A 20,354-nucleotide genomic window follows, 5' to 3' on the forward strand; every position below is an offset into this window, starting at 1 on the left:
CGGCACGGGCCCGGCCGCCGGGGCCGGCGCCGGCGACACCGGTGCCACGGCCGGGGCGTCGAGCCCCACGTCCGGCAACATCGTCGGCACCCAGTCGCTGCGCATTCCGGGCTCGGTCACGCTGGATTTCGCGGCCACCGGGCAAGACGGCGCCTCGCCCATGCAGGGCGTGTTCGGCGTGCTGACCTGGCTGCAGGACGGCAGCCGCTACGACGCCCGGCTGACGCTCAAGGTGCTGTTCAGCACCATCCGCAGCCAGCACAGCACGGGCAGGATCGGCCCCTCGGGCATCGAGCCCGATCGCTATTCGGAAAGCCGCAAGTCCGAGGTGGCCTCGCATTTCGTGCGCGACCAGGGGCAGGTGGTGTTCAGCAACAACGCGCCGCCCGTGCCGCTGCTGGCCGGGGCGCAGGACCGCCTGAGCATCATGATGCAGCTCGGCGGCCTGCTGGCGGGCAACCCGGGCCGCTACCCGGCGGGCAGCCAGATCTCGATCCAGACCGTGGGGCCGCGCGACGCCGGCGTGTGGGTGTTCGTGGTCGGCGACGAAGAGCAGCTGAGCCTGCGGCCGGCGAATACCGGGCGCGCAAGCTCACGCGCAGCCCGCGCCAGCAGTTCGACGCCAGGCTGGAGCTCTGGCTGGCGCCCGACTACGGCTATTTGCCCGTGCGGATCAAGCAAACCGAGTCCAACGGCAACTTCGCCGACGCCCAATTGCGAAAAGCCCTACCCACGGGCCCCGCGAATTGAGGCAAAACTCACACATTGGCAAAGAAGTAAATCAAAAGACAACGGGTCTTGAAACTGGCGCGTTGATTGCTACGTAACCTCTATGAACGCCATCGACATCCTTACAGGGCCCGCCATGAACATGCTTTATGACTCGGAGTCTTTCGTCGTCGTCCACGTACAGCCCAATGAAGGCGACGAGCCCGCGCAGCCGAATGTGCCGGTTCTGGAACGCCACGGCTTTGAAATTGTGGACAAGCGTTCGGGCAAGGAGGTGTACCTCGACGGCTCCTGGGCCGAGCTGTTCCAGCAACAGATCGCGGCCTGGCAGCTCAACACCCCCACCCAGGAAGAGGTCGAGGACACCCTCGAGGCTACGCCGAGCTGGCGCACACGCCGGTCCTCGTGCACTGAGACCCTGAAGCCGCTTTCATCCGGTTTCCCGCAAAAAGCGCCCAACAGGGCGCTTTTTTCATGGCAAAGCCGCTTTCAGCGGTGAATCCACCCGCACGCCAACAGGAAAGCGGGGCACGGACGACAGCAACAAGCGCTGATGGACGGCACGGCAAGCGCCCGCCGACGGCATACGATGGCGCGATGCTTTCTCCACCCCGGCCCGCGCGGGCCCACCGATTCCTGTTCTCCCTGGTCGCCACGCTCGTCGCGACCACGTTCGCCGGCTGCTCGGCGCTTTCGTCCGGCGCCGACAAGCCCGATGCCCCCGACGTTCCGATCGCGCGCCGCATCGCCGCGCTGCAGCCCGTCGACGTCCTGCTGCTCGGCGAGCAGCACGATGCGCCCGAGCACCACGTCATCGAGCGCGAAACCGTCGAGGCGCTGGTCGCGCGCGGCCATCTCGCCGCGCTGGCGCTCGAGATGGCCGAAGAGGGCCGCAGCACCGCTCACGTCGCCCCCACCGCCACCGAAGCCCAGGTGCAGGCCGCCCTCGACTGGAGCGACAAGGCCTGGCCCTGGGCCAGCTACGGCCCCGCCGTGATGGCGGCCGTGCGCGCGGGCGTGCCCGTGGTCGGCGCCAACCTGCCGCGCGCCCGCATGAAGGACGCCATGGCCGATGTGTCCCTGGACGCGCAGCTCGCCCCCGCGGCCTACGCCGCGCAGCAGACCGCCGTGCGCGACGGCCACTGCAAGATGCTGCCCGAGTCGCAGATCGTTCCCATGACCCGCATCCAGGTCGGCCGCGACCGCGCCATGGCGCAGGCCGTCGTCAAGGCGCGCAAGCCCGGCCAGACCGTGCTGCTGATCGCCGGCGCGGGCCACGTGGTGCGCACCCTGGGCGTGCCGCAGCACCTGCCGGACGACATCAAGGTGGCCACGGTGCGCATGCTCGCCGCGCCCACGCTGGCGAGCGTGGTGCCCGGCGAATTCGACCGCACCTGGCAGACGCCCCCGCTGCCCGAAAAAGACTACTGCGCCGAACTGCGCGCCCCCGCCAGGCCGGCGCCCAAGCCGGGCGACTGAGCCGCAACGCCCATGAAAAAAGCCGCGAGCCCGAAGGCCCGCGGCTTCATGCCCCGCGGCTGACCGGGTTCAGCGCGAAGCGATCGACGAACTCGCCGAATTGCCGACCGCCGACGCGGTGATCTGGTTGCCCGTGGTGCGCAGCGTGCCGTTGCTCACCGGGCCCGATACGCCCACCCCGAAGTTCACGCTGGTCACCGAGGCCGTCACGTTGCCCGTGTTGACCTGGTAGTTGCCGACCACCGCGCTCGGCGCGCCGGTGTTCAGCGCGGTCTGCGTCAGCCGGTTGGTCGCGCTGTTGCCAAAGGCCTGCGCGGCCAGCGTGTTGCCCGTCACGCCCACGGTGCCGTTCGACACCCCGAGCGTGCCCGGCGCGCCGGTCGCATTCAGCGCCACCTGGTAGCTGGTGCCCGTGCTCGACGCCGACACCGCGCCCGCATTGGTCTGGCTGTTCAGGATGGCCGCGCTGGCCGTCACGTTCAGCGCCAGCGGCGAGGCCGACAGGCTGCCGCTGCCCGGTGCGGCGGCCGCCGCGCCGTAGCCGCTGCCCGCGCTCGACTCCAGCACATTGGTGGCCGCGTTGCCGCGCGCCAGCGCCGCCGTGGTGTTGCCGTCGAGCGAGATCCCGCCGCCGTTGAGCGCCGTGGCGCCCGCCGCCGAGGTCAGCGACACCGACGCCACCGTGCTGGCCTTGGCCGTTGCGTCCGCTGTGCTCGACTGCGAGTTGACGATGCCCACGCTCGCGCCCTGCACCGCGCCGGCCGCCACCGTGGCGCTGTTGCTCGCCCGGTTGGCCGAGGCCTCGGCGAAGGTGCTGTTGCCGGTGACGGCGAGCGAGCCGCCCGCCAGGCTCGCCGCGCCCGGCGTGTTGTCGTCGTTGTTGAGCGCGGTCGTCGCCGTGGCGGAGACCGCCGTCGTTGCCGACTGGCGGTTCGACACCACGTGGTCGCCGGCCGCGGCCACGACACCCGAGGCCAGCGCCTCGCCCAGCACCGCCGCGCCCGCGCTGGCCAGCGGCTGCGTGTTGCCGCCCGTCACCTTCAGGGTGTTGGTCGCGTCGTTGATCACGCCCAGCGCCGTGTTGCTGTTGCCGGACAGGCGCACGGTCGAATTCGTCGAGCCCACCGGTGCGAACAGCGTCATGCTCGACGAAGCCGACACCGGCGCGTCGCCCGTCTGGATCGACTGCGTCGCCGAGCGCGCCGCCACGCTGGTGCCGGCCAGGCTCACGCTGTTGAGCGCCGTGTTGCCCACCGCCGTCGCGGCCTGCTTGTTGTCCGACACGCTCAGCGTCGAGCCGCCGATGGTCGCGCCCGTCGTGGTGTCGATGCCGATGCTGCCGGTCACCTTCGCGCTCACCTCGCCCGTCTGCACCTGCACGTTCACCAGCGCCTGGTCGGCGGCCACGAGCGTGGAGGCCGCGGGCACCGCCAGCGTGGCGGCCAGCGGCACGAAGAGGTTGCCCGACACCACGCCGCCCTTCACGTCCAGGCTGTTGGTGGCCGCGTTGCCGGTGGCGATGCCGCTGGTGGTGTTGCCGTCGAGCATGGCGCCGCTGCCGTTGATCGGCGCGCCGCCGTTCAGCGTGAGGCGGATCGTGCTGTCGGCCGTGGCCGTCGAGGTGCCGCTGCTGTCCTGCACGTTCAGCACCGCCAGCCGCGCCGCTTGCGCCGCGCCGCCGGCCAGCGTGTTGGCGTTGGTCGCCTGGTTGGCCGTGGCCTGCGCCACCGTGCTGTTGCCCGTCACCTTGAAGCTGCTGGCGCCGGCCAGCGCCGTGCCGGCCACCGCGCGGTCCTGGTTGTAGATCGCGGTGGTGGCCGTGCTGCCGACCGCGCCGGACGCGCTCTGCCGGTTCAGCAGCAGCTGGTCGCCCGTGGCCGTGGTGTTGCCGGGCAACGCGCCCTGCGTCACGATGGCCGGGAAGATGAAGCCGGCGCTGTTGTCGGCCTTCACGCTCACCGTGTTGGTCGCGTCGTTGCTCACGGCCGTGGCCGAGTTGAGGTTGCCCGAGATCTCGACCGTCGACGCGCCCGCCACCGACGCCGGCGCGAAGGCCTGCATGCTCGACTTCGCATCGACCGCGCCGAAGTTCGCCTGCGTCGATTGCAGCGCCGTGCGCGCCGACACGTTGGCCGCCGCCGCGCCGCCCGCTCCGGCCAGTGCCACGCTGTTGGTGGCGGTGTTGCCGGTGGCTTCGGCGCTCTGCTTGTTGCCCGTCACGCTCAGGGTCGAGCCGGTCACGGCCGAACCCACCGCCGTGTCGATGCCGAAGGCGCCGCCCACGGTGGAAGAAATCAGCGGCGTGCCGAGCACCAGTTGCGTGTTCGACAGCGCATGGTCGGCGTTCGCGTTGGTCGCGCCGACCTGGCTTGCGGCGGACGCGGACAACTGGCCGTTGGCCGACGCGATGTTCGTGCCCTTCACGTCGATGCTGCTGGTGGCCGCGTTGCCGGTGGACGAACCGCCGTTCTCGTTGTTGCTCACCGCGACCTTCGAACCCTGCACCGAAGCACCGCCCAGCGACACGCGCACCCCGGCCTGCGAAGCGAGCGGGCCGCCCAGCTGGCCGACGCGCGAAGTCACGGCGGCGGAGGTGAACTGCGCGTTCTGCACCGCGCTGGTGGTCGCGACGTTCGATGCGTCGATGGCCACGCCGTTCACCGCGCTGTTGCTCGTGGCGTCGGCGCCGGCGGTGTTGCCGTTGGCCACCACGCTCGATGCGGTCACGGCGCCGCCGACCTGCGTCCACACTTCGGGCCCGCCGCTGCGTTCCGCGCTCACGCTGCCCTGGCCGGCCTGCGCGTTCTGCACGCTGGACGATGCGTTGGTCGCGAGCACGTTGCCCGCCAGCGTCGCGCCCGAATTGACGAAGCCCGTCGTGGCGATGTTCGTGCCCTTCACGCCCACCGTGTTGCCGGTGGCGCGGCTGCCGTAGGCCAGCGCCTGCGCGTTGTTGTTCGAGGCCGAGACCGAGGCCGTGTCCAGGCCGCCGGTGATCACCGTGCGCTCCACCGTGCCGCCGGCCGCCGTGGCGCCGATGACGGTGCCGCCGCCGCCCACGGCCTGCGTGTTGGTCACGTTGGCCACCGACGCGAAGCCCGAGGCCTTGAGGTTGCCCGCATCGAGCACCACGCCGTTCGCCGCGTCGTTGCCGTAGGCGGCCGCGACGAAAGCGTTGCGGTCGTTGGCCACGCTGCTGCCCGTCACGCCGCCGACCACGCCCACCGCGAAGCCGTCGGCGCCGATCGCGGCCGAGTTGACGGTGGACCGCGTCGACTGGTCGTTGAGCACGCCATACGCCGCATTCACGACCGGCTGCGTGGCCAGGGCGTTGTCGAACGGCAGGCTGCTGGCGAGGTTGACCGTGACGCTGGACGCCACCGCCGCCGAAGGCGTCACCGTCACGTTGCCGGCCTTCACGCCCACCGCGTTCGATGCCGAGTTGCCGTAGCCGATGGCGCGCTGCACGTTGTCGGTCAGCGCCACCGAGGACTTGCCGTTGATGTTGCCCGTCACCCCGATCGCGGCTTGCGCGCCGTACAGGCCCGTGCCCACGGGGGAGCTGGCGTCGTTCATCTGCACGCTGGCAATGCCCGCGCCCGTGCCCACCGTCGTGCCCGTGAGCGACAGCGCGTTGGTCGCGCCGTTGCCGACCGCGATGGCCTCTTGCCGGTTCGTGGTCGACGACAGCGCGCTTTTGGAGATCGGTGCGCCGCCGCCGTTCGCGGTGAGCCAGATCAGCGAGCCCGGCACGAGCGGTGCGCCGTTGATGGCGCCCACGCCGCCGTCGTTGTAGTTGCCCTGCAGGTTGGTGATGGTGGTCGAGCCAGCCGCCGAAACGCGGCCGTCGGAACTCGTGCCGCCCGTCAGCACTGCCGCGCCGCTGCCGGTGCTCAGGTCGGACGCGGCGAGCGCCATGCTCTGCGTCACCTGGTTGCCCTGCGCGGTGGCCGCCACGCGGTTGCCGCCGACCGTGACCGTGCCGTTGGCCACGCCGTGCGTGGCGTCGCCCGCCTGCGCCAGGATGGCCGAAGGGCTCACGAGCGCGACGCCCGGCGCGCCCGAATTCGACTGCTGGTTCGACAGCGCGGTGGAGGCCGCGTACGAAGACACGCCCTTGCCGGTGGCGATCGAACTCGACGCCGCGTTGCCGGTCATGGCTGCGGTGATGCTGTTGTCGCGCAGCAGCACCGTGCCGCCGTCGACCGCCTGCGCGCTGGCCACCACGGACGCGCCCGAGGTCTGCGCGACCATCGTGCTCGCCAGGCCGTTGCCGATGTTGCCCTGGCTGTTGATGACGGCCAGGTCGCTGTTCATGTGGGTGGCCACGCCCACGCCCGTGTGGGTGCTGTCGTTGGCCGTGGGCGCGGTGGTGCCCGCCACCGACACCGCGTCGCCGAGCACGATGCGGTTGCCGGCGGTGTCGCCCGTGGCGCCGAGCGCCTCGTTGCCCGTGACCGCGCTGGAAATCGCATTGCCCTGCACCGACAGCGTGCCCTTCAGCGTGTTGGTCACGCCCGGCACGCCCGAGACCGCGCCGATCACCGTGGCGCCCGAGTTGGTGGCGCTGTGCGCCGCGGCCACGATGCCGTTGCCGTTCACCTGCAGGTTCGACACCATCGCCGAGCCCGCGAAGGTCGGCGCGCCGCCCGACTGGATCTGCGCCGTGCTGTTGGCGCTGTTGCCCTTGAGCACCGCGGAGACCGTGTTGCGGTCCAGCGATGCCGTGCCCGTCACGGCGCTGTTCACGGTCGAGGCCATCAGCAGGTCGACCATGCTGTTGTTGGCCGCCGCCGTCGAGGCTGCGCCCGTCGCCGACTGCACCGAGGTCACGACGATGTTGCCCGACGCATTGAACAGCGTCGGCCCTCCCGGAAAGAGCAGCGTGGCCGTGCCCTGCTGCGCCGGCGCATTGCTCGCGGTGCCCGACACCAGCGACGTGCCGTTGTTCAGCGTGGTCGTGGCCGAGATGGTGTTGTCGGCGTTCAGCACGCTGCCGGTCTGCAGCGAGATCACTTCCATCTTGCTGGTGTCGACCTTGCTCGACACCACGCCGGTGTTGACGCCGATGGCCACCGTCGCGGCGTTGTTGAGCGCGCCGATCGGGGTCGCCAGCGTGCCCACGGTGGACGAGGCGATGTTGCCGGTGGCCGACGCGCCGATCAGGTTGCCGTTGGTGGACAGCGAAACCGGCGTGGGGGTCGGCGTCGTCGGCGTGCCGGTGGCGGTGGTGCCGATGGTCGCGTTGGTGATCGTCGCGTCCACGTTGCCAGCGTTGCTCTGCCGGTCGGGCACGCCCGCGGTCGTGTTGCTCACGGCGCCGACGAAGGCGGTGTCGACCGTCGTGCCGGCCGCGTGCGCGCCGGTGGCGATCAGCGCCATCGCGGCGGCCGATGCGATGCTGCTGAGGCTGAACATGGGCGCGCGTGCGGCCCGACTCTGGATCTGGCGTGCTTTCATGGCGTGACTCCTGGAATGTTGGAAGCGGTCTTGGGTCGGAAAGAGGTGCGGCGGAAAAATGCGCGCGAAGGCCGATCAGTCGCCCTTGACGGCGCTGTCGGCGGAAGCAACGGGGGTGGCGGCGGGCGAGGCCGGTGCGGCCCCGCCGACCACCGGGCTGCCGATGCGCAGCTTGGCGATCTCCTGCAGGCCCGGCCCGTCGCGGTGGATCGAGGTGTCGGCCGCGTCGGGCCGCCACGTCACGCTGATCGCGCCGGGCGCCACGCCCCGGTTGGCCAACGCGGACGTGACCGCCGCAATGCGCTGGTCGGTCAGCTCGTCGCGCTTGCGGGCGTCCCAGTTCTCGGTGTCGCGCGCCACCAGCACGATGTCGGTGGCGCCTTTCTTCGCGGCGCCCGCGATCTGGTCGATCAGCGCGAGCGTGCTGCCGCCGAGCGTGGTCGCGCCGAAGTCGAACGGCACCTGCGTGGCCGTGCCCGTGAGGCGCGCGCCGCCGGGGCCGCCCGCGTTGACGGCCACGCCGCTCTGCACCACGGGCGAGGTCACCGCACCGCCGCCCACCGAGGCGTCGGCGCCCGGGTTGTCGACCTTGCGCAGCTGGTCGGCGGGGGTCAGCGGAATCGGTTCGCCACCGCCGGGACGCATCGTCATGCAAGGCCGGTGGTCGACCTGCGTGACGGCGGCCATGAGCCGCACCACGCCCTCCTCGAGCGCGGCGCGCACGCCCATCTGCACCGGCTCCTGGCCCTTGGCGCCGATGTCCACGTCGTACAGCTTGCTGCCGAAGAAGCGGAACACGTTCAGCCCCACTTCGTAGCCGTTGAACTGCTTGGTGAGGCTCACCGTGCGCACCACCATCAGCGACTTGGTGTCGACGATGCGCAGGTCCACGCTCACCGACTGGCTGAAGGTGCGCGCCTTCACGCCCACCTGGTTCACGCCGAACTCCGCGCCGCCCGAGTTGATGTTGTAGTTGAGCTCGGTGATGCCGCCGACGATGAAGTAGTCGGACTTGTTGATGGTGCCGCCGAAGTACGGCAGCCACGGCACGTTCTGTCCGCCGTTGGGCCCGCCGAGCTGGTGCGTGCGGCCGTCGCCGAGCTGGCGGCGATCGGCATAGGCGAGTTCGCGCTCGGCGATCACCGGGTCGAAGCGCTCGGCGATGCTCACCGCGCCGCCGAGCTTGCCGAGGGCCGAATACACCATCAGCGCGCCGCCTTGCGTGATCGCGTTGCCTTCGTTGATGCTGTACTTGCCGGTGTAGTCCTTCACGTCGCCCACGCCGATGACGATGGGCGGGCGGCGCGTGGCGGCAATGTGGTCGGCGTAGCAGGCGAGCACCGCCTCCATCGGCGTGACGTTGTCGCGCACCGCCGGGCCGAGCACGACCGGTGCTTCGTTCGGCGCAAAGCGCTGCTGCGGCGCAGAGACGCAACCGGCGAGCGCCACGGTCGCGACCGCGGCGAGTGTGAATGTTCGGGTGATGTGCATGTCGCGTGCCCCGGTTTTCAATTGAGCACGCCGAACGCGCACGCCGAGCTGCCGCCCACGCTGGCGGTCTGCGCACCGGAGTTGCCCTGCGCCGAGTTCAGCGCCTGGTTGGCCGCGCCCTGCACCTGCGTGCTGGTGCCGCCGACGACGGCCGAGCCGACCGTGCCGCTGTTGGCTTGCGAGGTGCCCACCGTGGCGCCGCCGGTCGTGCCCACGCCGGTGCGGCTGTCGTTGCCCGAGGCGTCCGAGCGCGCGCCCGCGTTCGACGGCGAATTGGCGACGGTGCTGTTGTTGCCGTCGTTGCCGGTCGAGCTGGCCGACACGTTGCAGTTGTACTGGCGGCCGATGTTGGTGTTGTAGACGGGCGCTGCGTAGTAGCCGCTCTTCTGCTTGCGGATCATGTCCTGCACGGCCGCCTGGTTGACCTTGTCGGTGCTGGTCTGGAACTGCCATGCGGCGTTCTCGCCGACGTTGTTGGCCAGCGCCATCGAAGAAGACGCGCAGCCGGCGGCCGCAAGCGCCAGGGCCATCAGCCTGGGCAACCGATGGCGGCGGCGGCCGGGCTCGTCGAGGCCGGCGGAAGAAAAGACGCGCTGCATGATGGCTCCTCTCTGAAAGACGCACGCGTTGAATCCGGCATTGAATTCATAAGTGCTACGTTTCGCGAGGAGGGATGCTAGGGAGCGAAAGAAATGGCCGGTATCCCTTGAACCGGTAGAAGTGAAACGCGCGGACGGACGTCAGCCGAGACGCCGTGCGCCAGAATCCGATGGCCTTCCACGGGTTCCGGTAGCCCGTCGAACCACCTCACACCAGAGACCGCACGCCCATGCCAAGCAACGCCGCCGCAGCAGCCCATCGCCGCCTTCGTTTCGCGGGTCTCGCGATCCTGCTGGCGGGCTGGGTCTGCGCGGTGGGCGTCTTCGTGGCGGCGAGCGGCAACGAAGATGCCGACGCAGGCGCCGCCGGGCAGCGCGTCTTGAACGGGCAGGTCTACGTGGTGCCGCTCGATGCGTCGAAGCGCCAGCAGCAGGAAGTGGAACGCATGGGCGGAAAAGCCACTGTGCGCATGGCCGAGTTCGAGGACTGGCTCGGGTCGCTGTGGCACGGCAAGCGCCTGGCCTTCACGCTGGCGTTGTTGTCCACGGCAATCGGTGGTGCGTGCGTCTACCTGGCGGGGCTGGCCGCGGAAGACCTGGAGGGGCGGTAGCCCGGCGCGCCGTCACGGCGTGCGCGCCGCCCATGCCGGCACCGGCATGGGCAAGAGAGAAAAAGCCTCAGGCGTGCGCCTTGATCGCGTCGGCCAGCGTGTTCACCAGCGTGTCGATGTGCGACTTCTCCACGATGTACGGCGGCGCGATCACCAGCACGTCGCCCGCGGCCCGCACCAGCGCGCCCTTGTGGAAGCAGTCCAGGAAGATGTCGTAGGCGCGCTTGCCCGGCGCGCCCGCGATGGGCGCGAGCTCCACCGCCGCGGCCAGGCCGAGGCTGCGGATGCTGATCACGTTGGGCAGGCCCTTGAAGGCGCTGTGGAAGGCATCGCCGAGCACCTTGCCCATCTCGCCCGCGCGGCGAACAGGTTTTCTTCCTTGAACAGGTCGAGCGTGGCAATCGCCGCGGCGCAGGCCACCGGGTGACCCGAGTAGGTGTAGCCGTGGAAGAACTCGACCACGTGCTCGGGCGCGTCGGTCTTCATCATCGCGTCGTAGAGCTTGTCGCGGCAGATCACGCCGCCCAGCGGAATCACGCCGTTGGTCACGCACTTGGCGAAGTTCAGCATGTCGGGCACCACGCCGAAATAGTCCGACGCGAAGTTGGTGCCCATGCGGCCGAAGCCCGTGATGACCTCGTCGAAGATCAGCAGGATGCCGTGCTTGTCGCAGATCTCGCGCAGGCGCTTCAGGTAGCCCTTGGGCGGCAGGTACCAGCCGGCCGAACCGGCCACCGGCTCGACGATGATCGCGGCGATGTTGCTCGGATCGTGCAGCGGCAGGATGCGCGTTTCGAGCTCGACCAGCGGGTCTTCGGCCCACACCGGCTCCTCGTTGTGGATGTAGGCGTGGTTCACCGGGTCGTGAATGAAGCGCATGTGGTCCACGCGCGGCAAAAAGGCCGAGCCGAACACCTTGCGGTTGCCCGGAATGCCGCCCACCGACATGCCGCCGAAGCCCACGCCGTGGTAGCCCTTCTCGCGGCCGATGAACACGTTGCGGTGGCCCTCGCCGCGCGCGCGGTGGTAGGCCAGCGCCACCTTCATCGAGGTGTCGGCGGCTTCGGAGCCCGAGTTGCAGAACAGCACCTTGTTGAGGTCGCCGGGCGCCAGCGAGGCGATCATCTCGGCCGCCTTGAAAGCCTTGTCGTTGCTGACCTGGAAGGCCGTGGCGTAGTCCAGCGTGTCGAGCTGCTTCTTGATGGCTTCGTTGATCGGCTTGCGGTTGTGGCCCGCGCCCACGCACCAGAGCGAGGAGATCCCGTCGATCACCTTCTTGCCGTCGTGCGTGGTGAACTCCATGCCGTCGGCCGCGACGAAGACGCGCGGGTCCTTGCGGAAATGACGGTTGGGGGTGAAGGGCAACCACTGGTTGTCCATGTTGAAGTCCTGGAAGGCCATGTCTCGCTCCTGCGGTTATGTGATCGGGGAAAATCGCGATTCTGGCACCCCTGCCACAATTGCGCCCCTGATGACGACCCAAACGCCCACCTCGCCCGCCTACATCCTGAACCTCTCCTGCCCCGACCGGACGGGCATCGTGCACGCTGTCTCGGGCTTCCTGCTCGAACGCGGCGCCAACATCGAAGAGGCCGCCCAGTACAACGACCACGGCACCGGCCTGTTCTTCATGCGGGTGCGCTTTGCCTGCGGCGCGCACAGCGAAGCCGTGCTGCGCGAGGAACTGAAGACCTTCGCCGGCGGCTTCGGCATGACGCTGCAGCTGCACGCCGCCGCCGAGCCGATGAAGACGGTGATCCTGGTCAGCAAGGAAGGCCATTGCCTGAACGACCTGCTGTTCCGCTGGAAGAGCGGCCTGCTGTCGATCGACGTGCGCGCCATCATCTCGAACCACCGCGAGTTCTACCAGCTGGCGGCCAGCTACAACGTGCCGTTCCACCACATCCCGGTGACGGCCGCGACCAAGGCGCAGGCCGAAGCCAAACAGCTGGAAATCATCGAGGCCGAGGGCGCCGAGCTCGTGGTGCTCGCGCGCTACATGCAGGTGCTGAGCAACGACCTGTGCGGCAAGCTGGCCGGCCGCGCGATCAACATCCACCACTCGTTCCTGCCCAGCTTCAAGGGCGCCAAGCCCTACTACCAGGCGCACGACCGCGGCGTGAAGCTGATCGGCGCCACCGCCCACTACGTGACGGCCGACCTCGACGAGGGCCCGATCATCGAGCAGGACGTGGCCCGCGCCGACCACACCGACACCGTGGAAGACCTCACGGCCCGCGGCCGCGACACCGAGAGCCAGGTGCTGGCCCGCGCGGTGAAGTGGCACAGCGAGCACCGCGTGCTGCTGAACGGCCACCGCACCGTGGTCTTCCGCTAAGCCTCGTCAAAGGCGCCGGACTCAGTTCCGGTACGGGTTGTTGGGGCGGCGGTCGTAGCGGTTGGGCACGCCGTCGCCGTCACGGTCCCAGCGGCCCGCGTTGTACTGCCAGCGGCCGCCGTCCTGGCGCCACTCCGGCGGACGGTAGGCATAGCCCGGACGCGCACGCACCCAGTAGCCGCCCATCCACACGTGGCGGCCACCCCGCCATTCGTAGTGCCCCGGCGCCCAGACATAACCCCGGCGCGGCGGCGGCACGCGCTCGAAACGCGGCGCCGGCGGCGCCACCTGGATGGTCACCGCGGGCTGCGCCTGCGCGGCGGTGGGAACGGTCAACGCGCCCACCGACAGCAGCGAAGCCGCGCCGATGGAAAAAGCCAATGCGATTTTTTTCATGAAGAACACCTCATGCGTTGTTGGAGGAGTCTTCATGCTGCCGGGGGCTTGTGAACGGCCTGTAAGCCGGGCGCGAAATCTTGTGTAGAGCTGTTTCGCGATTCGTTCGCGTTGCGAGTACTTACTCCAGCAGTTCCTTCAGGTCGATGGCCTGCGCCATGGCCGCATGCCCGGCCTTGCCGGGATGCAGGTGGTCGCCGCTGTCGTACTTCGGGTTCAGCGCCAGCGGGTCCGCGGGGTCGCGCAGGATGGCGTCGAAATCGATGACGCCGTCCACGTCCTGGCGCGCCCGGATCCAGCGGTTGACGGCGCCGCGCATGGCCTCCGTGGCCTCGGTCCAGTAGGGCGTGTTCCTGAAGGGCGGCACCGTGCCGATCATCACTTTCACGCCCTTGGCCCGCGCCTGCTTGATCAGTTGCTCGAGGCCTTCGGTGATGCGCTCGGCCGTCGGCGGCTCGGACGTGGTGAGCAACCCTGCCAGCGCGCCCGGAAAGGCGCTTCGGCCGATGTCGTTGGTGCCCATCAGCACGATCGCGTGCGTCACGCCGCTTTGCGCCAGCGCGTCCTTCGCGAAGCGCGACATGCCGCTGGGGCCCGAGCCGTCGAGCAGCAGCCGGTTGCCGCCGATGCCCATGTTGAGCACCGACAGCGCGCCCGGCACCTGAGGGCTGTCGCGCAGCCGGGTGGCCAGCATCTCGGGGTACGAAGAGCCCCCGCTCTCCTCGTTGCTTCCCGCGGTGATCGAATCGCCGAACGCGACCACGATGCGCACCGGCAGTGTCGCAAGCACGTCGAGCCCGGTCACGATGTGATTGAGCGCCAACGGCATCGCCCCCTGGAGCTTGGGCGTTGCGGTGCCGTTGCCGGAAGCGACCCAGCTCGTGCCCGGCCCATGCAGGTAGACGGTCGAGAACGGCGTGGGCTGGTCGAGGAACGTGCTGACCGCCACGGCCTGCCCCGCCTCGACCTTCAGATCGATGCCGTCGCTCCACGCATCGCCGCCGGGGGCGATGGTCAGGCTCGGGCGGCCGCCGAAACGCAATGCGCCCAGGGTGGCCGGGGACAGCGTGCCTTCCCCGGTGACCAGACCCACGCTGGCCGCCCCGATATGCAGCGGCGTCTTGCCGAAGCGGTTGGAGAAACGGACGCGGACACGTTCGCCGTCCAGCGCCGGCCGCACCAGTTGCCGAAGGCTCTGACCCTGGAATATATGCTTGCCGGGACCGCCCAGAGAAGCTGCGGCGGGGTTGGCCATGAGCTCGCGGAAGTCCACCGGCGCAGCCGCCCAACCGGCGACCCAATGTGCCTCGGCGGGTTGCCGAGGCTTGCCGCTGGAAGGCACGGCCCACACGCCCATTGCCACCGCGGCAAGAAGAAAAGCGATCGTCCAATGCGTTGCGGACCCCGCGCGGACGCGGGCGAACCAACGTGAAAACAGTTCCATGCGCAAAGCGATCCAGTGTACGGAGCCGCCTTGCCCCCGGTCGTTACGAGGTCTAGCGTGCCGTTACCAGGTGTCGACGTAGGGCGAGACAGGTTCCATGCGCCGCGTGGCCGAGTTCAGCCCGCGCACCAGCCATGCGCGCGTGTCCGCCGGATCGATCACCGCGTCGATCTCCAGCGTCTGCGCCATGTGGATCGCCTCGCCGTTTTCGTACTGCTGTGCCACGAGCTTCTTGAACAGCGCATCGCGCTCGGCGCCCTCGGGCGCGGCGGACAGCTCCTTGCGAAAACCCAGTCTCACAGCCCCTTCGAGGCCCATTGCACCGAATTCTCCGGTGGGCCAGGCCACGGTGAACACGGGTGCATCGAAGCCGCCCGCCGTCATCGCCTGCGCACCGAGGCCATAGCCCTTGCGCAGCACGACGGCAAAGAACGGCACGCGCAGATGCGACGCCACCATGAACATGCGGCAGACGTGGCGCACCTGTGCCTGCGCCTCGATCTCGGGGCCGACCATGAAGCCGGGCGTGTCGCACAACGAAACAATTGGCAGGCCGTGCGCATTGCACAGCTGCATGAAACGCGCGGACTTGTCGGCCGCCTCGACGTCGATCGCACCGCCCAGGTGGTGCGGGTTGTTCGCCATCAGCCCGACCGGCTTGCCCTCGATGCGCGCGAGCGCGGTGACGACGCCCGCGCCGAAACCCGCGCGCAGTTCCAGCACCGAGCCCGTGTCGGCCACGCCGCGCATCGCCGCGCGCACGTCGTACACGCGCAGGCGGTTCTCGGGCACCACATGGCGCAGCGCGCGCGGGTCGGCGCACTGCCACTCGGTGGTCGCGCCCTGGAAGTACGAAAGGTACTGCTTCGCCGCGGCCACGGCTGCGGCCTCGTCGTCCACGAGGATGTCGATCACGCCGTTGCGCGACTGCACGCTGCTCGGCCCGATCTGCTCGGGCGCGAAGGTGCCGAGCCCGCCGCCCTCGATCATCGCGGGGCCGCTCATGCCGATGTTGCTGCCCTTGGTCGCGATGATCACGTCGGCGCAGCCCAGCAGCGCCGCGTTGCCCGCGAAGCAGCGGCCGTGCACGATGCCGACCACCGGCACCTTGCCCGACAGCGCCGCGAACTGGCTGAAGGTGTGGTTGTTCAGGCCCGCGACGATCGGCATGTCGGTGTCGCCCGGCCGGCCGCCGCCGCCCTCGGCGAACAGCACGACCGGCAGCTTGAGCTGGTGCGCCACCGCCAGCAGGCGATCGGTCTTGTGGTGGTTGCGCATGCCCTGCGTACCGGCCAGCACGGTGTAGTCGTAGGCCAGCACGGCGCAGCGCGACACCTCGGGGCCGAACTGCTTCGCGTTGATGCTGCCCAGTCCCGTGACCATGCCGTCCGCGGGCGTGTTGGCGATCAGGTCTTCGAGCGTGCGGCGGCGCGTCTGCGCGGCGATGGCGAGTGCGCCGTATTCGATGAAGTTGCCGGGGTCGGCGGCGGTGTCGCACAGGTCGGCGATGTTCTCGCGCGCGGTGCGACCACCCTGTGCGTGGCGCTTGTCGACGGCCGCCTTGCGGTTGGCGTCGAGCGTGGGCGCGTGGCGGTCGATGACCTTCCGCAGGTCGGGGCGGATCGCGTCGAGGTCGTGCTCGGCGCGCGCCTCGGCCTCGACGGCTTGCGCATCGACGGCTTCGAGCTGCACCAGCGACTGGCCTTCGACGAGGTAGTCACCGGGCTCGGCCAGCAGGGCGACCACACGGCCGGCCACGGGCGCGTGCAGCAGGTGCTCCATTTTCATGGCTTCGAGCACACCGAGTTGCGCGCCGGCGGGCAGCACGTCGCCCACGGCGACTTCGAATTGCACGAGGCGCGCGGGCATCGGCGCCTTCACGGTCAGTTCGTTCGAGTCGTCATCGGCGATGGCGGCTTCCGCGGCGGGTGCCACCGCCGTCTTCTTCACCTGCTTGTCGAATGAAGCAGCCGATGCGAGCAGGTCGCCCAGATGCGCCTCGACGAAACGCGTATGCACCGCCTGCGTCGCGAACTCGGGCCGCGCCGCAATGGCACGCAGCAGCGAGAGGTTCGTCGCGATGCCTTCGATGTGGCATTCGTCCAGCGCACGCAGCGAGCGCCGCAGCGCATCCGCGAAACGCGGCGACGGTGAATGCACGATGAGTTTCGCGAGCAACGTGTCGTAGTGCGGCGAAGGCGCGAGCCCCGCGTAGCCGTGCGTGTCGACGCGCACGCCGGGCCCTGCCGGCAGATCGAAACGCGCCAGCGTGCCGCCCGAAGGCCGCGCGTTGCCCTGCGTGTCGAGCGTCTCGGCGTTGATGCGCCACTGCACCGCAAAGCCGCGCTGCGGCGCCGTGCGATCGGCAGCCACGCCCAGCGCGCTCAGCGACTGGCCCGCAGCGACTTCGATCTGCAGTTGCACGAGGTCCAGCCCCGTCACCGCCTCCGTCACCGTGTGCTCGACCTGCAGGCGCGGATTCGCCTCGATGAAGACGAAAGGCAAGCTCGTCGACGCCGCATCGACCAGGAATTCAAAAGTGCCGAGCCCGCGATAGCCGACCGTCTTCGCCATGCGCAGCGCGGCCTGCGTGACCTGCGCGCGCAAGGCTTCCGGCAGCGAAGGGCTCGGCGCGATTTCCACCAGCTTCTGAAAGCGCCGCTGCAGCGTGCATTCGCGCTCGCCCAGGCTCGCCACCGATTGGCCGTCGCCCAGCACCTGCACTTCGATGTGACGCGCATTTCGCATCAGCCGCTCGAGATATACACCTTCGATGCCGAAGGCCGCCTTGGCTTCGGACATGCAACGCGCGTGCGCCTCGGGCAGTTCGTCGGCATTCAGCACCGCGCGCATGCCGCGCCCGCCGCCGCCGCCGATGGCCTTGACCATCACGCCCGCGCCCTGCGCACGCTGCTCGGCGAAGAAGGCCTGCGCCTGCGCGAGCGACACGGCGCCCGCGCTGCCCGGCATCACCGGCACGTCGCATTGCGTGGCGAGCGCGCGCGCACGCGCCTTGTCGCCGAACAGGCCCAGTTGCTCCGGCGTCGGCCCGATGAAGACCAGGCCGGCATCGGCACAAGCCTGCGCGAAGTCCGCGCGCTCGCTGAGAAAGCCGTAGCCGGGATGCACCGCGTCGCACCCCTGCGCCTTCGCCACCGCGATCAGCGCGGCGACGTCGAGGTAGGCGGAGGGCCCGGTGGCGTCGAGCGCCACGGCCGCATCGGCCAGTTGCACATGCAGCGCCGCCGCGTCGTCGCGTGCATGCACCGCCACGCTGGCGATGCCCAGGTCGCGCAGCGCGCGCACCAGCCGCACGGCGATCTCGCCGCGGTTGGCAATCAGAACTTTGGAGAACAAACGGAACCTCTCAGCTTGGGTCTTTGAGCAGCCGGCGCAGCACCTTGCCGGCGCCGGTGGTCGGCAGTGCGTCGATGAAGCTCACGGCGCGCGGCGCCTTGTAGCTTGCCATGTTGTCGCGCGCCCAGGCCACGAGCGCGTCGGCCTCCAGCGCGGCGCCGGGCTTGCGCACGATGAAGGCCTTGACGACCTCGCCCTTCTCCGCGTCGGGCTGCGCGATCACCGCCGCCTGCGCCACCGCCGGGTGCTTGATGAGAATGGTCTCGACCTCTTCGGGGAACACGCTGTAGCCCGAGACCTTGATCATCTCCTTGAAGCGGCCGATGAAGGTGAGGTAGCCGTCGGCATCCATCTTGCCCATGTCGCCCGTGTGCACCCAGCCGTTGCGCAAGGTGGCCGCGGTGGCCTCGGGCTTGTTCCAGTAGCCCTTGAACGAGCCCTTGCTGGTCAGCACGATCTCACCGACCGCGCCCGTGGGCATGTCGGCCTGCGTGTCGGTGTCGATGATGCGGATGGTCACGCCCGGCACCGCAATGCCCTGCGTGCCCCAGCGCGGCGCGTGGTGCGGCGTGTAGGTGTCGCAGGTATGGGTTTCGCTCAGGCCGTAGGCGGCCTCGAACGAGGTGCAGTTCGGCGCATGCGAGCGCCACTGCTGCGCCAGCGGCTCGGTGAAGGTGATGCCGAAGCTCGTCACCGGGTTCATCTTCAGGCTCGACAGGTCGAAGCCCGCGATGCCGGGCACCTGCATGCAGGCCACGTTCATCGGCGCGATGCTGTACCACCAGCTGACCTTGTAGGCAGCGATGGCCTGCAGCACCGCGCGCGGATCGAAGCGGTGCAGCAGCACCGAGGTCGCGCCGCTCAGCACCGGCACATTGACGCCCATCAGCATGCCGGCGATGTGATACAGCGGCGCGATCGACAGCAGCACATCGCCCGGCCCCACGCCGTTGCAATCGGCGGCGGCGCGCGTCTTGAAGAGCGCGTTGCCGTAGGTGAGCATCGCGCCCTTGGGCAGCCCCGTGGTGCCCGAGGTGTAGGTCATGAGCGCCACGTCGTCCATGTCGATGGCCACGGGCCGCGGCTTCGCGCCGGCCGTTCTCATCACGGCGAGGAAGTCTTCGCAGCCTTCGGGCACGCTGCGCTCGGTGTGGCGCTCGGCCGCCAGTTCGGCGGGCAGGTCGAGCGTGGGCTCGGCGGGCAGCAGGTCGGCGTAGTGCACCACGAACACGTGTTCGAGCGCGCTTAGCGGCTGCACCTTGCGCACCACCGGCAGCAGCGGCGCGGCCGCGACGATCACGCGCGCCTTCAGGTCGTTGACCTGGTAGGCCAGCTCGTGCTCCTTGTTGAGCGGACCGCTTGGGCAGACGATGGCACCGATCTTCTGGATGCCGAAGTGCGCGACCAGGTACTGCGGGCAGTTGTTGAGGAAGAGCACCACGGGCTCGCCCTTCTTCACGCCCAGCGCCTGCAGGCGCGCGGCGAAGGCGTCGCTCGCGCGGTCGAGCTCGGCCCAGCTCATGGCCTGGCCGTACCAGATGCAGGCCGCGCCGGCGCCGCGCTCGCGTGCGTGGGTGCGAAGATAGTCGTGCAGGGGCTGCTCGATGCGGGCGGGCAGTTCGCGCAGGTTCTGGACCATCGGCTTTGTCTCCATGGCGTCACTTTCTCAGGGTTATCGATAGCCGCCCATGCATGGCGGGCGCTTGCCAATGCCGCATGGTGCACGAACAATCCTACCCATGGGTATAACTTCCGCGACACGGCACAAACCCTCTGGGGACCAGAGCGACGCATCCACGGCGCAGCCGCACCTGCCGCAGGGCACGGGCCGCCAGCGCGCGGCCACGCAGGGCACCGACCTGCAGCGCGAGCGCATCCTGCAGGCGGCGGCGCAGCTGTTCGCGGCGCAGGGCTATGCCAACACGACCATGGCGCAGATCGTTCGCGCGCTGGGCGTGACCAAGCCCTTCGTGTACTACTACTTCCGCGACAAGCAGGAGATCTTCGAGACGCTCTCGTGGGCCCCGGCGGTCGACTGCTTCACCGCGCTCGACTTCGCGGCCGCCGACCCGCGCCGCGCGAGCGAGAAGGTGCTCGAGGGCATCGAGCGGCTGATCCGCGCGACCGTCGCGCACCACCCCTGCGCCTTCTTCGCGTACCGGGAGCCGCAGGTGTACCGGCCCGAATACATCGCGGCGCAGAAAAAACTCGCGCACCACTTCTACGACCTGCTGTGCCCGCTGCTCGAAGAAGCACGGCGCGACTGCGACCTCGACTTCACCGAGACCAAGATCACCGCGCTCGCGGCCTGCAGCCTGCCGGGCTTTCTCTACAGCTGGTACCGCCCGGGCGGGCGCCTGTCGCCCGACGAGGTGGTGGCCGAGCTCACCAAACTGGCCAGCCGCGTGATCGGCCTGCAAGTCAAGACCTGACAACCATCCCGGAGACAA

The 20,354-nt window shown here is 69.6% G+C and carries 11 protein-coding genes and 3 pseudogenes; 6 read left to right on the forward strand and 8 right to left on the reverse strand.

From position 1 onward, the window contains the following. The 3 genes and pseudogenes from BMG07_RS45005 to BMG07_RS22690 all read left to right on the forward strand — a co-directional run. A pseudogene (locus BMG07_RS45005) lies at positions 1–802 on the forward strand (DUF3108 domain-containing protein); the annotation flags it as partial. Between the two features lie 63 nt (positions 803–865). Then, positions 866–1,143 (forward strand): annotated as a pseudogene (locus BMG07_RS22685) (DUF3567 domain-containing protein). A gap of 183 nt (positions 1,144–1,326) precedes the next feature. Beyond that, positions 1,327–2,208: a ChaN family lipoprotein gene (locus tag BMG07_RS22690; RefSeq protein WP_198086440.1), complete on the forward strand. Its 882-nt coding sequence runs from the start codon at positions 1,327–1,329 to the stop codon at positions 2,206–2,208. 69 nt (positions 2,209–2,277) lie between these two features. On the opposite strand, the gene BMG07_RS22695 is transcribed toward BMG07_RS22690, so the two are convergent. From BMG07_RS22695 to BMG07_RS22705, 3 genes are all read right to left on the reverse strand, one after another. Continuing rightward, entirely contained in the window at positions 2,278–7,668 is a 5,391-nt protein-coding gene (locus BMG07_RS22695; RefSeq protein WP_198086441.1) for an S-layer family protein, read from the reverse strand. 75 nt (positions 7,669–7,743) lie between these two features. Next, complete coding sequence (locus BMG07_RS22700; RefSeq protein ID WP_198086442.1) at positions 7,744–9,159, reverse strand: CsgG/HfaB family protein; 1,416 nt, start codon at positions 9,157–9,159, stop codon at positions 7,744–7,746. A gap of 17 nt (positions 9,160–9,176) precedes the next feature. Then, positions 9,177–9,758 carry a hypothetical protein gene (locus tag BMG07_RS22705; protein WP_269759286.1) on the reverse strand — a complete coding sequence of 194 codons (582 nt, stop codon included), beginning with the start codon at positions 9,756–9,758 and terminating at the stop codon, positions 9,177–9,179. Positions 9,759–9,988: 230 nt separating this feature from the next. Here BMG07_RS22705 and BMG07_RS22710 point away from each other — a divergent pair, with 230 nt between their 5' ends. Then, on the forward strand, positions 9,989–10,369 hold the full coding sequence (locus BMG07_RS22710) for a hypothetical protein (RefSeq protein ID WP_198086443.1): 381 nt from the start codon (positions 9,989–9,991) through the stop codon (positions 10,367–10,369). A gap of 67 nt (positions 10,370–10,436) precedes the next feature. Here BMG07_RS22710 and BMG07_RS22715 read toward each other — a convergent pair. Beyond that, positions 10,437–11,770, reverse strand: a pseudogene (locus tag BMG07_RS22715) (aminotransferase class III-fold pyridoxal phosphate-dependent enzyme). A gap of 70 nt (positions 11,771–11,840) precedes the next feature. On the opposite strand from BMG07_RS22715, the gene purU reads away from it, so the two are divergent. Further along, complete coding sequence (gene purU / locus BMG07_RS22720; RefSeq protein WP_198086444.1) at positions 11,841–12,707, forward strand: formyltetrahydrofolate deformylase; 867 nt, start codon at positions 11,841–11,843, stop codon at positions 12,705–12,707. Between the two features lie 21 nt (positions 12,708–12,728). Here the strand turns inward: purU and BMG07_RS22725 are convergent, their stop codons facing one another. The 4 genes from BMG07_RS22725 to BMG07_RS22740 form a co-directional block, all read right to left on the reverse strand. Continuing rightward, positions 12,729–13,103, reverse strand: coding sequence for a YXWGXW repeat-containing protein (locus BMG07_RS22725; protein ID WP_198086445.1), 375 nt, complete (start codon positions 13,101–13,103; stop codon positions 12,729–12,731). A gap of 121 nt (positions 13,104–13,224) precedes the next feature. Next, complete coding sequence (locus tag BMG07_RS22730) at positions 13,225–14,460, reverse strand: SGNH/GDSL hydrolase family protein (protein WP_269759293.1); 1,236 nt, start codon at positions 14,458–14,460, stop codon at positions 13,225–13,227. Between the two features lie 150 nt (positions 14,461–14,610). Then, complete coding sequence (locus BMG07_RS22735; protein WP_198086447.1) at positions 14,611–17,904, reverse strand: carboxyl transferase domain-containing protein; 3,294 nt, start codon at positions 17,902–17,904, stop codon at positions 14,611–14,613. A gap of 10 nt (positions 17,905–17,914) precedes the next feature. Further along, positions 17,915–19,558 carry an AMP-binding protein gene (locus tag BMG07_RS22740; protein WP_269759287.1) on the reverse strand — a complete coding sequence of 548 codons (1,644 nt, stop codon included), beginning with the start codon at positions 19,556–19,558 and terminating at the stop codon, positions 17,915–17,917. A gap of 85 nt (positions 19,559–19,643) precedes the next feature. Here BMG07_RS22740 and BMG07_RS22745 point away from each other — a divergent pair, with 85 nt between their 5' ends. Beyond that, positions 19,644–20,336, forward strand: a complete 693-nt coding sequence (locus tag BMG07_RS22745; protein ID WP_198086448.1) for a TetR/AcrR family transcriptional regulator — start codon at positions 19,644–19,646, stop codon at positions 20,334–20,336. Positions 20,337–20,354 lie beyond the last annotated feature (18 nt).

The organism is Variovorax sp. E3 (assembly GCF_016082275.1).
GTDB lineage: Bacteria > Pseudomonadota > Gammaproteobacteria > Burkholderiales > Burkholderiaceae_C > Variovorax.

Bases quoted from the DNA above. Each gene is read 5' to 3' on its own strand.
- BMG07_RS22690 (WP_198086440.1), top strand. From the start codon at position 1,327: ATGCTTTCTCCACCCCGGCCCGCGCGGGCCCACCGATTCCTGTTCTCC.
- BMG07_RS22695 (WP_198086441.1), bottom strand. From the start codon at position 7,668: ATGAAAGCACGCCAGATCCAGAGTCGGGCCGCACGCGCGCCCATGTTC.
- BMG07_RS22700 (WP_198086442.1), bottom strand. From the start codon at position 9,159: ATGCACATCACCCGAACATTCACACTCGCCGCGGTCGCGACCGTGGCG.
- BMG07_RS22705 (WP_269759286.1), bottom strand. From the start codon at position 9,758: ATGCAGCGCGTCTTTTCTTCCGCCGGCCTCGACGAGCCCGGCCGCCGC.
- BMG07_RS22710 (WP_198086443.1), top strand. From the start codon at position 9,989: ATGCCAAGCAACGCCGCCGCAGCAGCCCATCGCCGCCTTCGTTTCGCG.
- purU (WP_198086444.1), top strand. From the start codon at position 11,841: ATGACGACCCAAACGCCCACCTCGCCCGCCTACATCCTGAACCTCTCC.
- BMG07_RS22725 (WP_198086445.1), bottom strand. From the start codon at position 13,103: ATGAAAAAAATCGCATTGGCTTTTTCCATCGGCGCGGCTTCGCTGCTG.
- BMG07_RS22730 (WP_269759293.1), bottom strand. From the start codon at position 14,460: ATGGGCGTGTGGGCCGTGCCTTCCAGCGGCAAGCCTCGGCAACCCGCC.
- BMG07_RS22740 (WP_269759287.1), bottom strand. From the start codon at position 19,558: ATGGAGACAAAGCCGATGGTCCAGAACCTGCGCGAACTGCCCGCCCGC.
- BMG07_RS22745 (WP_198086448.1), top strand. From the start codon at position 19,644: ATGGGTATAACTTCCGCGACACGGCACAAACCCTCTGGGGACCAGAGC.